The organism is Pseudomonas rosaeacicularis (genome assembly GCF_057128745.1).
Genome location: NZ_JBSKHT010000020.1, coordinates 1 through 15,074 on the forward strand (window position 1 = coordinate 1; position 15,074 = coordinate 15,074).

General features: G+C 61.1%; 9 protein-coding genes and 1 pseudogene. 7 read left to right on the forward strand and 3 right to left on the reverse strand.

Annotated features, from left to right (window positions below; genetic code table 11):
- Nucleotides 1-175: 175 nt before the first annotated feature.
- Nucleotides 176-1,453, reverse strand: a complete 1,278-nt coding sequence (locus ACWKWM_RS23810) for an acetyl-CoA C-acetyltransferase (protein ID WP_483848501.1) — start codon at nt 1,451-1,453, stop codon at nt 176-178.
- A gap of 118 nt (nt 1,454-1,571) precedes the next feature.
- Here ACWKWM_RS23810 and ACWKWM_RS23815 point away from each other — a divergent pair, with 118 nt between their 5' ends.
- From ACWKWM_RS23815 to ACWKWM_RS23840, 6 genes are all read left to right on the forward strand, one after another.
- Nucleotides 1,572-2,927 carry a 3-oxoacyl-ACP reductase gene (locus tag ACWKWM_RS23815; protein ID WP_483848502.1) on the forward strand — a complete coding sequence of 452 codons (1,356 nt, stop codon included), beginning with the start codon at nt 1,572-1,574 and terminating at the stop codon, nt 2,925-2,927.
- Between the two features lie 237 nt (nt 2,928-3,164).
- On the forward strand, nt 3,165-4,022 hold the full coding sequence (locus tag ACWKWM_RS23820; protein WP_483848503.1) for a MaoC family dehydratase: 858 nt from the start codon (nt 3,165-3,167) through the stop codon (nt 4,020-4,022).
- Nucleotides 4,023-4,223: 201 nt separating this feature from the next.
- Nucleotides 4,224-4,529, forward strand: coding sequence for a nucleotide pyrophosphohydrolase (locus ACWKWM_RS23825; RefSeq protein WP_483848504.1), 306 nt, complete (start codon nt 4,224-4,226; stop codon nt 4,527-4,529).
- Nucleotides 4,526-5,275, forward strand: coding sequence for a methyltransferase domain-containing protein (locus ACWKWM_RS23830; protein WP_483848505.1), 750 nt, complete (start codon nt 4,526-4,528; stop codon nt 5,273-5,275). The genes ACWKWM_RS23825 and ACWKWM_RS23830 overlap by 4 nt, the downstream gene beginning before the upstream one ends.
- A gap of 178 nt (nt 5,276-5,453) precedes the next feature.
- A complete protein-coding gene (locus ACWKWM_RS23835) occupies nt 5,454-6,077 on the forward strand; it encodes a DUF4136 domain-containing protein (RefSeq protein WP_483848506.1) in 624 nt (207 codons plus the stop codon).
- Between the two features lie 18 nt (nt 6,078-6,095).
- Complete coding sequence (locus ACWKWM_RS23840) at nt 6,096-6,662, forward strand: DUF4136 domain-containing protein (protein ID WP_483848507.1); 567 nt, start codon at nt 6,096-6,098, stop codon at nt 6,660-6,662.
- A gap of 121 nt (nt 6,663-6,783) precedes the next feature.
- Here the strand turns inward: ACWKWM_RS23840 and pbpC are convergent.
- Nucleotides 6,784-9,090 (reverse strand): annotated as a pseudogene (gene pbpC, locus ACWKWM_RS23845) (peptidoglycan glycosyltransferase PbpC); the annotation flags it as partial.
- Between the two features lie 299 nt (nt 9,091-9,389).
- Here pbpC and ACWKWM_RS23850 point away from each other — a divergent pair.
- Entirely contained in the window at nt 9,390-9,683 is a 294-nt protein-coding gene (locus tag ACWKWM_RS23850; protein WP_483848508.1) for a hypothetical protein, read from the forward strand.
- A gap of 176 nt (nt 9,684-9,859) precedes the next feature.
- Here the strand turns inward: ACWKWM_RS23850 and ACWKWM_RS23855 are convergent, their stop codons facing one another.
- The gene (locus tag ACWKWM_RS23855) at nt 9,860-14,776 is read right to left on the reverse strand and encodes an alpha-2-macroglobulin family protein (protein WP_483848509.1); all 4,917 of its coding nucleotides are present in this window, start codon (nt 14,774-14,776) and stop codon (nt 9,860-9,862) included.
- Between the last annotated feature and the right edge of the window lie 298 nt (nt 14,777-15,074).

Genomic DNA, 15,074 nt, shown 5'->3' on the forward strand with positions numbered 1-15,074 from the left:
ACCTGCCGCCTGCTGTTTTCGAAAAGCTGGCGGCCTAATACTCCTACGTGATGGTCCAAAAAAACTGGACCACTACAGCCACGCTCCTACGGCCTTCGGCCAGAATCAGAACGTTGATCGTGCAGAAACACCGCGTCGTGAGCTTCGCGGGCAAGCCTCCAACGGGTAATAAAGCTCAGCGCTCAATGATCGCTGTAACCCCCTGCCCGCCCGCCGCGCAGATCGAGATCAATCCTCGCCCCTGCCCCGCAACGCTCAGCAGTTTCGCCAGATTGGCGACGATGCGCCCGCCAGTGGCGGCAAACGGGTGTCCGGCCGCCAACGAGCTGCCCTTGACGTTGAGCTTGCTGCGATCAATCGAACCCAGCGGCGCATCAAGCCCGAGCCGGGTTTTGCAGTATTCCGGATCTTCCCAAGCCTTCAACGTGCATAACACTTGCGCGGCGAACGCCTCGTGAATCTCGTAGTAATCGAAATCCTGCAGGGTCAACCCGTTGCGCGCCAGCAAGCGTGGTACTGCGTAGACCGGGGCCATCAGCAGACCTTCGGCACCGTGCACGAAATCCACTGCCGCCGCCTCACCGTCACGCAAATAAGCCAGCACCGGCAAACTACGCTCTCGCGCCCACTCTTCGCTCGCCAGCAGCACTAAGGAGGCGCCGTCCGTCAGCGGCGTCGAGTTACCGGCAGTCAGCGTGCCCTTGGCGCTGCGTTCATAGGCGGGCTTGAGTGACGCCAGTTTTTCCAGATTCGCATCGGCACGCAGGTTGTTGTCCCGCGTCAGCCCGCGATAAGGGGTCAGCAGGTCGTCATGCCAGCCCTCAGCGTAAGCGGCGGCCATCTTCTGGTGACTTTCCAGTGCAAGCTGATCTTGCGCTTCACGGGGAATCTGCCAAGTCTGCGCCATCAACTCGCAGTGCTGGCCCATGGACAAGCCCGTGCGCGGCTCGCCGTTGCGCGGCAGTTCAGGCTTGAGGTTGTGCGGGCGTAACTGCAGAAGCGCTTTCATCTTGTCGGCGGGCGTTTTGCTGCGATTGACCTGCAGCAGGATGTGCCGCAGATCTTCGTTGACCCCAATCGGCGCGTCAGAGGTGGTGTCGACACCTCCCGCAATGCCGCACTCGATCTGGCCCAATGCAATTTTATTGGCCACCAATAACGCCGCCTCCAGCCCCGTGCCGCACGCCTGCTGGATGTCATACGCTGGAGTTTGTGGCGACAGCCGCGAGCCGAGCACGCATTCGCGCGTCAGGTTGAAATCCCGAGAATGTTTGAGCACGGCCCCCGCCGCCACTTCCCCAATGCGCAGCCCGTGCAGATTGAAACGCTCGATCAAGCCTTCGAGCGCGGCGGTCAGCATGTCTTGATTGCTGGCCGTGGCGTACGGGCCATTGGAGCGGGCGAACGGGATGCGATTACCGCCGATGATGGCGACGCGGCGAGGCTGATTCATCGAAATCTCCCTTGGGTGAAAGGCAAAGGTCTTATAGGAATGCATAGCGGACAGCGTAGGACTTATTGCCACCCCCTGTGGTCCACTGATTTGAACCCCGACTCGAGGAGAGTGTTCCATGGCATCTGATCGCTACATTGACTTCGCCAATTCGGACATCGGCCGCCGACTGGTTGGAGCGGTCGGGCTACCGGCGCCAGCAAGGCTGGAACGTTGGCAGGCGGGGCGTCTGCGTCCGGTCGAAGGTTCGTTGTTGATCAGCCCGGGGCCGCTGGCCGATCAGGTGCGTGGGTTTGCGCCGCGCGTGACCGATCTGTTGTTCAGCTTTGGTGGAGACGTGCCGGGCGACAATCCCTGGGTGGAAGGTCAGGGTCCGAAACTCAAAGCGGTGGTGTTCGACGCCAGCGACCTGACGCGAACCGAGCAGTTGTCGCAACTGCGCGCCTTCTTTCAGCCGATCCTGCGCAGCCTGGATGCCAGCGCGCATGTCGTCATCCTCGGCAAAGCGCCAGCGACACTGAGCGATCCGTTGTCAGCCAGTACGCAACAGGCGATCGAAGGCTTCACTCGCTCATTGGCCAAGGAGTTGCGCAACGGCGCCACCGCCCAGTTGCTACAGATCGACGACGGTGCCGAGCCTCAACTGGAGGGCGCGCTGCGGTTTTTCCTGTCGCCCAAGAGCGCTTACATTTGCGGCCAGGTCATTCGCCTGAGCCCTTATGGCGATACCGTCCAGGACTGGAGCCGCCCACTTGCAGGGCGCAAGGCGTTGGTCACCGGCGCCGCACGCGGGATTGGCGCCTCTATCGCCGAAACCCTCGCCCGGGACGGCGCGCAGGTCGTGCTGCTGGATGTGCCGCAAGCCAAATCCGATCTGGAAGCGCTTGCCGCCCGACTTGGCGGCCAGGCTTTGGTGCTGGACATCTGCGCGCCTGATGCTGCCGCGCAATTGAGCGAACACGTACCGGGCGGGCTCGACATCTTGGTGCACAACGCCGGTATCACCCGCGACAAAACCTTGGCCAACATGACCGCTGATTTGTGGGATTCGGTGCTCAACGTCAATCTCGGCGCCCCGCAAGTGTTGACTCAGGCGCTGCTCGACAGCGGCGCACTGCATGACGATGCACGCGTGATTCTGATGGCATCGATCAGCGGCCTGGCGGGTAATCGCGGGCAGACTAATTACACGACCAGCAAAGCCGGTCTGATCGGTTTCGCACGCGCCATGGCGCCCTCGTTGAAAGAGCGCGGCATCACCATCAACGCCGTCGCGCCGGGCTTCATCGAAACCAAAATGACTGCCGACATGCCGTTCGCCATACGCGAAGCGGGTCGTCGCCTGAGTTCACTGGGCCAAGGCGGATTGCCTCAGGATGTGGCGGAAGCCGTGGCCTGGCTCAGTCAACCGGGCAGCGGCGCAGTCAGCGGGCAAGTGCTGCGCGTATGCGGACAAAGCGTCATCGGCGCGTGATTGCAGCGTTGCAGCAAGCTGCTATGCCGCGGAGCAAATTTGAGTCTGTGGGAGGGAGCTTGCTCGCGATTCGATGGTCGGCACCCAGACGATGCGTTGATGTACAGGCTTAATCGCGAGCAAGCTCCCTCCCACCAGAATGGTGATGATGCTGATGTTTGATGGCTGATGAGCAACATGACGCTGCGAAGCGCGCCTCTGACACACCGCGACTCAGCCAACAACAGGAGAACCGCAATGACCGCACATTGGCGTTATCTGGACACCCCACCGGCATTGCCTGGCCTGTTCATGCAAGCGGCGTTGCGGCGCAAGGTCACGGGGTCTCATTTGCCCGAGCAAGGCCTGCGCTGCTGGGTGTCAGTGGACCCGGACAAGGTGTCGGCCTTCCGCAAAGCGTGCGGTTTCGTCACCAGCAGTCTGCTGCCTCCTACCTACCCGCACGTCCTGGCCTTCCCGCTGCAAATGAAACTGCTGACAGATAAGGACTTCCCTTTCCCACTGCTGGGTCTGGTGCATCTGGCCAATCGCATCAGCATTCGTCGTCCGCTGGGTGGGGTGATCAAGGCGCAGGTCAGTGTGCGTGTCGATAATCTTAAGCCCCATGCCAAAGGCGCGACATTCAGTCTCATCACGCAGATCGAAGACGCATTGGGCCTGTTGTGGGAAGAAGAAAGCACGATGCTCTGTCGCGGCGTGCAGCTTGAAGGGGACGTCGGAAGCAGCGCCGAGCCGGCACCGATGGCAATGAGTGAACTCGCGACCTGGTACGCGCCGTCGGACATTGGTCGTCAGTACGCGAAGGTCAGCGGCGACTACAACCCGATTCACCTGAGCGATGTCAGCGCAAAACTGTTCGGTTTCCCAACAGCCATCGCTCATGGGCTGTGGATCGAAAGCCGCACGCTGGCGGCGCTGGATGACCATCTGCCGGACTCCAACGTCGACATCACGGTCGAGTTTCAAAAGCCAGTGCGCTTGCCCAGTGAAGTCACGCTGTCGGCCAGTGCAGCGGGTTCGCATGGTCAGTTGAAACTCGAAGGCAAGGACGGGATTGTGCATATGGTGGGGAGTTGGCAGCCGGCCAGTGAGTAACGCCGAAACCCCGCTGACAGTGCACCAACCTGTAGGAGTGAGCTTGCTCGCGATGGCGTCAGATCAGACGACACAGAGCTGAATGATCAAACGCCATTGCGAGCAAGCTCACTCCTACAACGACCGTGTCACCTTCCGGCCTCATGTCCGCTTGCTTCCGCCCCGCATCCCCCTGAAGCTACGCACCTTCAGGAGACGCCCATGAACCTCGACGAACTCACCCAACGCCTGCACCGCATCCGCGATAACAACGATTGGCGCCAATTCCACAGCCCAAAAAACCTGGCCATGGCCGCCAGCGTGGAGATGGCCGAGCTGGTAGAAATCTTCCAGTGGAAAACCGAAGACCAGTCCCGCCAACTGCCCGCCGATGAGCTGGCACACGCGGGTCAAGAAGTGGGCGACATTGTTCTGTATCTACTGCTGATGTGCAGCGAACTGGGCTTGGACATGAACGAAGTGGTCACTGCCAAACTGGCTGACAGCGAACGCAGGTTCAGCAAATGAGTGACCGGCATTTTGACCTGTTGGCGACGCGTTTCGCTGAGAAAATCTACGGCGGCGCCAAGGGTGCGATTCGTCTGGCGGTGTTGCAGGCCGATCTGACCGAAAGCCTTCCGGATCGACCGCTGCGCGTGCTGGATATCGGCGCGGGGCTGGGACACATGTCGTTGTGGCTCGCCGAGCGCGGGCATCACGTGACGCTGGCCGAACCCGCCGAGTCAATGCTTGAAGGCGCCCGCCAGCGGTTCGCCGAGGCCGGACAGACCGCCACTTTCATTCAGGCGCCATGGCAGGCGTTGCCCGACATCCTGACCGAGCGCTATGACCTGGTGATCTGTCACGCGGTGCTTGAATGGCTGGAAGAACCGTTCACGATTCTGCCGGTTTTGCGTCAATTGACCGAGGACGATGGCTGGCTGTCTCTGGCGTTTTACAACCGCGATGCACTGATTTACCGAAACCTGCTCAAGGGTCATTTCCGCAAAATGCGCCGCAATACGATGGCCGGTGAAAAACAAAGCCTGACCCCGCAAACGCCCCTTGATCCCCGCGAATTAGCGGCGCAACTTGAAGCACTCTGGCGAGTCGAAACCCAAAGTGGCGTCCGGGTTTTTCACGATTACATGCCGATCGAGTTTCAGGCCAAAGCTGAACTGGCTGACCTGCTGGAAATGGAATTGGCCCACCGCCGCCACCCGGCCTTTGCCGGACTGGGACGTTATCTGCACTGGATGTGCCGACCACGGTAGGAACAGCCCCAAACCTGTGGGAGCGGACCTGTCCACGAACGCGTGGCGTCAGGCACCGAAGATGGCGAATGTGCCGACGCTTTCGCGGACAGGTCCGCTCCCACGGAATCGAGTTCGCCACACACTTGGGGCGCCAAGAAAATTGATTTGTTAGACATGGCCACTCGCGGAGACCCTCATGAAACGCCGCCTCGCTTTGCTGACGCTCTGTCTGAGCATCACCGCCTGCCAGAGCAACAACCCTTATGTCGCCAGTTCCGCACCGATGCCTGCTGCGCCGCCTGGTGCCGCCAACACGCTGGACATGAGCGCCTACCCTGCGCCGACGCGTGACTACAGCCGTTATCGCAACTGGACGTGGCTCAACGGTCAGCTGCCACCTGGCACCGCTTGGGCAGATTCGGCTCAGGTCGCCGAAGCGGTGAGCAATGGATTGGATCAGCGCGGGCTTCGGCCGTCGTCAAACCCGCAATCGGCGGATCTGCGCGTGGCGGCCAGCACCCGAACCGAGACTCGCATCCGCCAGGAGCGCGATGATTACTACGACCCCTACTATGGCGGCGTGGGCGGCGGGTACTACAACGGATATCGCAACGGCTATGGCGGATACGCCAGCGTGCCTATTGTGCGCACCTATCAGGTCCAGGTCGTCGTGGTACAAATCAGTCTGTTCGACGGCCGCAGCGGTCAGCCCGTCTGGAGTGCCAGCGCGGAAACCGGCAGCGGCGGCGATCAGTCGGACCGCGCCAAAGCGTTGCGTCAGGCGGTGCAAAGCGCCCTGACCGCCTATCCTCCTTCGTAATCGTTTTGGAGAGCCACCATGTTTCGCTGCCTTGCCGTAATGTGTTTTGCCGTATTGCTGAGCGCCTGCCAGACAGACCGCGTCAATCGGGATTTCGACGCTCAGCGGGACTTCGGTGCTTATCGAACCTGGGCCTGGAAAGAACCTGGCCTGCAATACCAGCCTAATGACCCGCGCATCAAAAGCGACCTGACCGAGCAGCGCATCCGGCAATCGGTTGCTGAGCAGCTTGAGCAACGCGGGTTGCGCATGGCCGCTTCGGGGATCAAAGCCGATGTGCAAGTGCAGGCCTGGTTGATTGTGGAAGACAAGCAGCAGTTGCTCAGCACCAGTTACGGTGTCGGCGGTTACTGGGGCAATCCGTGGGGCGGGTATTGGGGCGCCCCAATGGGCACCGAAACCCGTAGCGTTGATTACAAGGTCTCGACGTTGCAGATCGACATGCTCGATGGCAAGGACGGCAAGTTGGTCTGGCGAGGCAGCACCGAACAGGTCGTAAACGACAAATCCGCCAACCCGGCCGCCAGAGAATTAGCGTTGCGCCAGACCATCGCCAAAATCCTCCAGCAATACCCTCCGCATTGATTGATCACCCCATTTCTGTAGGAGCGAATTTATTCGCGAGAGTTTGTAACAGCCGACATAGATGTGTCGTTATACCGGCCCCTCGCGAATGAATTCGCTCCTACAGAATGTCCGGGTGATTTCAATCCACCACACTGAACTCCACCCGCGCGGTCTGGCCGCTTTCGTCGAGCACGCTCAGTTGGTAGCGCCCAAGCCGTGTGAACGTGTGGACGTAGTTGGCCTGATTGGCGGTATCGCCCACCGGCGCGCCATCAATGAACCACCAACGCCGACCACTTCCCCCCAACGCCGACAGATTGAGCCGCAGCAGTTGCTGACTTCCAGTAGGCAAACGCAATTGATCGCCCTCGCGCACGCCGACAATCGACAGCGGCGCCGCCAGCCCAAGAGTTTGCGGCGGACAGCGCGGGTCGATCTCAGGCAAGCGCGCCTCTCGCCGCTCAGCCCGAGGCAGCCAAGGCTCAAGCGGCGCGGGCCATAACGCGACGTCTTGAGCCTGCGCGCCGGGGCAATTGGCCCCCACTCGTAAACCCTGCTCGTTGACCCAAATCTTCTCCAGCAAACCCAACCCGAGCGGCTGATCGGTGGCCTGCAGCGTCGGGGGCGTGGTGCCGTCCAGCGTCCAGGCAAAACGCTGACGCCGACAATTGGGATCGCTTTTGTTCATCGGTTGGCCCAGCGGCCAGCAGATCGCCGCGACGCCAACATCCAGCGGCACCGGTTGCACGGCCGCTACGATATTGCGCTGAGCATCGCGGTTCACCAGCAGGTCGTGCACTTGCAACATCAGTGGCGCGGCAGATGCCAGCCCAAACTGCCCCGGCACCGGCGTGCCGTCCGGGCGCCCGATCCATACGCCGATCAAAAACCTCGGCCCGACGCCAATCGACCACGCATCACGAAAGCCGTAACTGGTGCCGGTCTTCCACGCCAGTTGCGGGCGCTGCACCAACTCGGCGTGGGGGTCCAGATCAGGCCGCGACTGACCGCTGAGAATCCGCCGAATAATCCACGCCGCGCCCGGCGACATCATCGCGTGATCGCGCAGACGATCCTCCGGTTGCAGGCGAATCTCGGCGCTTCGGCCTGCCCGTGCGAACGCTGCATAGCCGCCCACCAGATCTTCCAGCCGACTGCCCGCCCCGCCCAGGATCAGGGCAAGATTCGGTTCGGCCAGCGGCGGCAAGGTCAGTGGCACACCGGCGTTGCGCAACTCAGCGGCGAAGCGTTTCGGCCCGTAGGCTTCCAGCAGTTGCACCGCCGGCAAATTGAGTGACATCGACAGCGCGGAACTGGCCGACACCGCGCCGTTGAATCCCGATGAAAAGTTTCCCGGCCGGTAATCGCCATATCGGCGCGGCACGTCTTGCAGCAGCGATTCGGAATGAATCAATCCGGCGTCGATAGCATTGCCGTACAAAAACGGCTTGAGCGTAGAACCCGGCGAACGCAGGGCACTGACCATATCGACATGCCCAAAGCGTCGGGCATCGCCGATGTCCACCGAACCGACGTACGCGCGAGTGGCCATGTTCTGCGCTTCGACCACCAGAATCGCCGCCGAGGTGCGCTCGGGAAGGCGCGCGCGCCAATTCAGCAGTAAATCCTCGAGACGCCGTTGCAGCCCAGCATCGACAGTGGTGCGGATCAGCGGCGGACTGCTGGGGCGATTCAGACGCCGCGCCAACAGGGGCGCCAGCGTCGGTTCTTGCCTGGGCGCCAGCAGCAGAGGTTCTTCCAGCGCCTCGTTGACCGCCTGTTGCGGCCAGACGTTGAATTCAGCCAGACGCCGGAGCACCTTGTCCCGGGCGATTTGCGCACGCTGCGGATGACGATCCGGGCGCAATCGGCTGGGCGCTTGTGGCAGTACCGCCAAAAGCGCTGCGTCGGCACGAGTCAGTTGCTGCGGCGATTTGCCCAAATACGCCCAACTGGCAGCGGCCACGCCTTGTAACGTGCCTCCAAACGGCGCGCGGTTGAGGTAGAGCCCAAGGATGTCCTCTTTCGACAGGTGCCATTCCAGCTGCGCCGTACGCCACAGCTGGCGCAATTTGCCGGGGACCGTGCGCGAGTGGGGTTCGAGCAATCGCGCCACCTGCATCGACAAGGTGCTGCCGCCTGATACCACGTGCCCGCCGCTGAGGTTCTGCCAAGTGGCGCGCAGCAACGCCATGGGGTTCACGCCGGGATGCTGATAAAACCAGCGGTCTTCGTAAGTCAGCAGCGCTTCAAGGTAATAAGGCGATACCTGATTCAACGAGACCGGATAACGCCACACACCGTTGGCATCAGCAAAACGCCACAGCGGCGTACCGTCTTCGGCCAACACTACTCGGGCGAGGTCATCCTTGGGCAACGGCAACGGCCAGATTCGGTCGGCGAGCCATAAAACCAAGATCAAGGCTAGGACGCTACTCAGAAACCAGCCAAGAAGACGGTATGAACGTCGCGGCGGGCGCGAATACTGTAGGAGTGAGCTTGCTCGCGATTGCGCAGCATCTGGTCCACCGGTGGTGCCTGTTTGAACGCATCGCGAGCAAGCTCCCTCCCACCAAGCTGCTTTGCACCCAACATTGCGCCTGGCACCCTCCCCCAGACGCCGGAGAACGTGAAGAAATCCACGTCTCATGCCAAAGAGCCTTTATGCTGCACGGAACTTGGCCATGCCCGTGGCAGCCAAAGCGAACAGTCCGTTTGTTCCACGATCTTCATCAGGAAGCAGATATGCAGGTAGAAAGCGTTTTTGAATGGCTTGGCCAGGTACTGGGTGCGGTGATTCGCTTCATCGTCGATGGGCTGAGCTGGTTGTTCAATCTGTTCACTCACGCGGGCGGCAACTTCGTCGATGGGATGTCACGCACCCTGGGCATGGACACTTCGCTGATCAGCATCGTCGCGTTGGTCATCGGCCTGATGTTGCTGTACTCAGCAGTCCGCGCCTTCATGCGTGCTTCGATCATCATGGGCATCATCTGGTTGTTTTTGGGCCTGTGGTTGTTGAGCTGGATTATTCATTGATATCCGGTTGATTGATGATCGTTCCCACGCTCCGCGTGGGAATGCCGCCCGGGACGCTCCGCGTCCCCTATAGGAGCGAACTTGTTCGCGAGGCGGCGTACCTGATACCCCGCGTCCAGCCCTCGCCAACAAGTTGGCCCCTACAGAATCACGCTGGCACTATCATCATCCGCGGGCTATTTCCCCTTCACCACCAACTGCGTCGGCGTCTCACCCAGGGCTTGCCAGTTCGGCCGATACATTGACTCCACCTGCGGCGGCGGCACGCGGTAAGTGCCGGGCGTCACGGCGCGGGCCAAGTACAGCAAGTCCACCGTATTGAACCCCTGCAAATCAATCGCCGCCACGTAGCGGTCATCGCGAAACTCTTGGTGCTTGAGGCCGGCATTTTCCATCGACTGCCGCCACTGCTTCACTGATTCGCTGGCGTCTTCCAGGCTGGCCGCACTTTGCGCCAGGTTCTGGTTTTCGATCTCAAGGCCTGCCGGCAGCAAGTCCACCACCAGCGCATCGGGCACGCGCTCCTTGGATTTGACCTGCAAGTGCACCAACACCAGCTCGCCGCTCTTCAGCGCATTGAGGTTCAGCGGCTCGCCGTCCATGCCCAGATAATCACGACGGATGCTCAGATTTTCACCGCCCGGCGCAGGCGCCTGCACCGGATAACCTGAAATCGTCATCTGCTGATACAAGGTCTCGCCGCCGGTGTTCTGCACCGTCAGCGGCGAAGCCAGCACTGAGCTGTCGAGTTTCACGCCCGGCTGATCATTACCCAGCTCGCGATTCTGCGTGCCACTCATCAAGGTCGCCGCCCACTTCGCCTCAGGTTTGCCCAACAAATCACGCCCCGCCATGAACAGCGAATTGCGCTCCTGAGTCGACAGATAACGACTGGCCGCCACTTGATCGGACAGCGCAAACAGCCGCTCCTCGACCTTGTCGCTTGCCAGTTTGTTTTCTTCGAGCAGCGAAAGAATCAATGCCTGATCGCGCAACGGACTGCCGTAATCGGCCAGCCAGTCATCAGCCTTGCGCTTGGCCGCCAGACCCGCCATCAGCGCCTGTTCGGCACGAGGTTTGTCGCCCATTTTTTCCAGCGCGATGGACAGCTGAATCAACGGCAAACCAGAGCGCGCGTCGGTCCGTCGATCAAACAGACTGCGCAGCGCCCCCAGTGGCGCCTGCTGACTGCGGGCCAACACCAGCCCCGCGTAAGCCTGAACGGCAAAGCGCGTGTGCTCGGCATTTTCGCTGTAATTGACCTCGATCTGATTGCGCTCTTGCAGATAACGCAGCAGCCGCTCGTTGGCTTTCTTCAGCGCATCCGGCGGCACCGCGAAACCCTGATCGCGCGCCCGCAGCAGGAAGTCGGTGACGTAAGCCGTCAGCCAGTACTCTTCCTCGCCATCGGCGCCCCACAAACCGAAGCTGCCGTTGTAGCGCTGCATGCCCAGCAGCCGCTCGATACCCAGCTCAATCTTGCGTTTGCGCACGGCGTCCGGCTCGCCTTCCAACCCGAGGCGCTTGAGCACGGCGGCATCGGCATACAGCGATGGATACAAGCCGCTGGCCGTTTGTTCGAGGCAGCCGTAGGGATAGGCTTTCAGCGCACGAATCTGCTCGCCCAAGTTCAGCGGCGGACGGCTCGACACCGAGAGCAACGCCTCGCGCCCCGCCGGCTCGAAAGCCTCGAGCGCACCCTCCGGCAGTGTCCAGATTTGATCCTTCAACACCGCACGATACTGCTTGAGCATCGCCGGATACGCAGGCCGCACGCCAATCGTCCACTCGCGGCTGAACGGCGGCAACGTTTCGCCGGGCAGGTCCAGGCCCTGCACCGTCACTTTGATGCGACCTTGACCGAAGCCGCCTTGCGCCCGCACCGGAATCTGCAACGTGGTGCGTTGGCCTTGGGCCAGTTGGATCGACTTGCTCTCGTCACCGTTGGCCAGACTCAACTGCCCTTCGGCGCTGAGCCGCACGCTGAGTTTCTGCGCCTTGCCCGACAGATTTGAGAGGTCAAGCGCCACTTTGGTCTGATCACCACCGGCCAGGAAACGCGGCGCCGACAACTCGGCAATCAACGGCGCGGCGACCACGGTTTTCGCTTCGGCCATGCCGTAGCGCTCGTCAGTCCAGGCTTGGGCCATGATGCGCAGTTCGCCGTTGAAGTCCGGAATATCAACGCTGACTTCGCCATCGCCCTGCTCGTTGAGCGTGACCGGCGCGCTTTGCAGCGCCACGATGGTCACGCTGGTTTGCGGACGCTTGCCGCCTTTGGCCAGTGCCGCGTCGCCACCGAAGGCCAGGCTTGCCAGACGATTGCGCCCGGCTTCGATCAACTGCCCGTAAATGTCCAGCTGATCGGCGCCGTAGGCTTTGCGACCAAACAGGCTGGCGAACGGGTCCGGGGTTTTGTATTCGGTGATATTGAGAATGCCAACGTCCACTGCGGCCACCAGTACATGCACGTTCTTGGGCACAGAGCCGTCAGCATTCTTTGCGTTGACCTTCAGTTTCAGGGGCTGCTTGGGACGCATTTTTTCCGGTGCTGTCACAGTCAACGCCAGCTTGCGTTGCGACCGGTCCAGCGGCAAATGCAGCACGCCGACGGCGCGTTTGGGTGTGACATTGGCCTTGCGCTCGCCCGGCCGGATCACCAGCGCGCTGACGTACAAGTCATGCCGCGCCCAGTTTTTGTCCAGCGGGATATCGAACGTTTTGCCTTCGGCCGGCACATCAATTTCCTGCCACCACAACGGCCCTTCGCTGGACTCAACCAGCAGATAACCCTTGCCCGCAGATGGCGGCGTGACGGTCACTTTGGCGGTGTCGCCATCGGCATAAGCCGGTTTATCCAGCGCCAGCTTGACCTGATCGGGTCTCACCGCGCCGCCTTCGGCGTTGTCCTGCCAGCGATAACCGGCCCAGAAACGCACGCTGCTGATCAGCCCGGTGCCCGGGTCTTCGACCTCGACCCGGTACGGGCCCCATTCCACCGGGAAGCTGATTTTGGTGGTCGAGTCCTTTTTGACGCTGACGGTTTCTTCGCTCAGATTAAGGAATTTTTCGTTGTAGTGATTGCTCCAGCCGTCGTTGTCCGAATAGCTCCAGTAGTAGTCGCGGCGCTCGCGTATCAGCCGTACTTTAAGGTTCTCCGCGGCGAGCTTGTGGCCATCTTTATCGGCCATCAGCAATTCGAATTCCACAGGCCCGTCGCCGTCGGTAGCTTCACCGTCGAACAGCCCGCGCAGGCCCGGCAATCGCTCGGCCGGCCATACCGGCTGAATCAGGCGACGAGTGATCGGACGACCGCCCGACTCCTGCAAACTGGCCTGCAGAATCAGTTGCAACGGCGATTTTGCCTTCGCCCACTGGCTGTCGATATTCAGCTCAAGCCCGCCGTTGGCGTCGAGTGTGCTGTCTTCAATTTCCAGATCCTGGCTCAGCTCTTCTTCGCTGACCGAACCAAACTGATAACCCGGCAGACCCGGCACCGCTTCGCGCAGCGGTCGCACGTAAAGCTGGCCGGTCAGGCGATTGCCCGACGCCGGCGCGCCGTAGAGGTAGCGACCGTTGATATCGACATCGAACGAGGCGTCCGGGGCAATCGGTGCATCACTGCCCTTGAGTTCGAGGGCCATGCGCTCGGGCAAGAAGTCTTCGACCTGGAATTCGTACAACTGCGGCTTGCCATCGCCCAGATCGAACACCAACTGCCAGCGGCCGGTCGGCGCTTCGTCCGACAGTTGCAATTGATATTGGTACAGCGCGGTGTCGTCGGCTTCCCACACGAACTTGCGACTGACCTGCTCATCCGGGCGCCGCACTTCAACCGTGATCGGTTGCGGCTTGACCGCTTTACCGTCGCGGTCGCGCAACAGGCCGTTGAGCAGCACCACTTCGCCCGGACGATAGAGGTCACGCGGGCCAAAGATAAAGAACTGCAGGAAGTGCTCTTTAGGGCCTGTGATATCGAATTCGGCCAAGTCCAGCGCTGAGCTGTTCAGGCGCAACAGACTGGTTTGCTCGCCCTGATGCGCCAACAACACTTCGGCTTTGGCCGGCAGCGGCAGTTCGGCGTGACCTGCGTTATCCGTTTTGCCTTGGCCGACCACGCGGCCTTTGTCGTCGTAAAGCTCCAGGTCGATGCCGTTCAGCGCTTTGCCGCCTTCGAGCGCCTGAGTGAACACGTCCAGCCGATTGGCATAACGGTGCACCGACAGGCCAATGTCGCTGAGGGTGAACAGGGTTGCAGGCTGCGAATAGTTGTACGTGCCAGAAGCACGCATCACGGCGAGATACACGCCCGGCTGTTGCAGTTGCTTGAGGCCGGAGATCGGCAGCAAGACGGTTTCCCGGGTGTTGCGCGCAGGGTTCAGATCGAAGCGGCCGCCATAGACCAGATCGGCCATGGGCAGCAATTCTTTGGACTCGTAGCTTTGCAGGCTGGACGAGCCTTCCCATGAGCTGAGGAAGGTCGGCAGTGATTCCGGCTTGATGCGGAAGAATTCGACATCAACCTTATCGACGTTCAGCGCGATCACCGGCAGGCCTTCAGCAAGGCGCGTAGGGAGCAGACTGCCGCGACTGGCAAAACCGACGGTGGCTTGCAAGTCCGCCGTCTCCAGACGCGCGGAATATTCGGCGGCCAGGGTGTTTTTGTTGACTGCCACCAGGCCAGGGTCAACGGTGAGCACCATTTTGCGCTTGGGCTCCAGGTGACGCAGGCGCAGCTCCATGAGGTTGTCAGACAGCTCCCAGGCGCCATCAACTTTGCCAGCGGTGCTGTCGACCAAGTGGACCTTCTCAGCGAATTTCTGCTCGGGGTCCAGCGGCACGGAAAAGCTCAGCGACAGCGTACTGGCGCCGTCGAGCTGGACTTCCGAGACGTCTACCACAGTCAATTCACGCCCGGCGTATCGCTGGCTCAGCGCGGCAAGGTCAAGGGCAGGTTTGGGTTTGCTTGTCTCGACCGCCGCGGCCGGAGGGGCAACAGGCGCCGCCGGCGTGACGGGTTTGTCGGAGGTAGATGAATCACAGGCACTAAGCAGTACCAGCGCGCAGGCCAGGAACAATCCTTTGTTAAGCATGAGGCACTCATTGGCGGCAGTTAAGACAAGGGGGAAGTTATAGCACCGGAACGTGCAACGTGGCGCGCGGCGAGCGAGTAGACCTTGGGTTTGTGGGTTTGTTCTCAGGATTGGCGTCAAGGCCTTCGCGGGTAAGCCTCGCTCCAACAGGATTTGCATCCATCACTCATTACCGCGCCAGACTGCGGCGAACATCAACCCCGTGGGAGCGGACCTGTCCGCGAATGCAATCCTCCAGACGCTGAGGTATCTGTCGAATATCCCGACCCCTTCGCGGACAGGTCCGCTCCCACGTGTC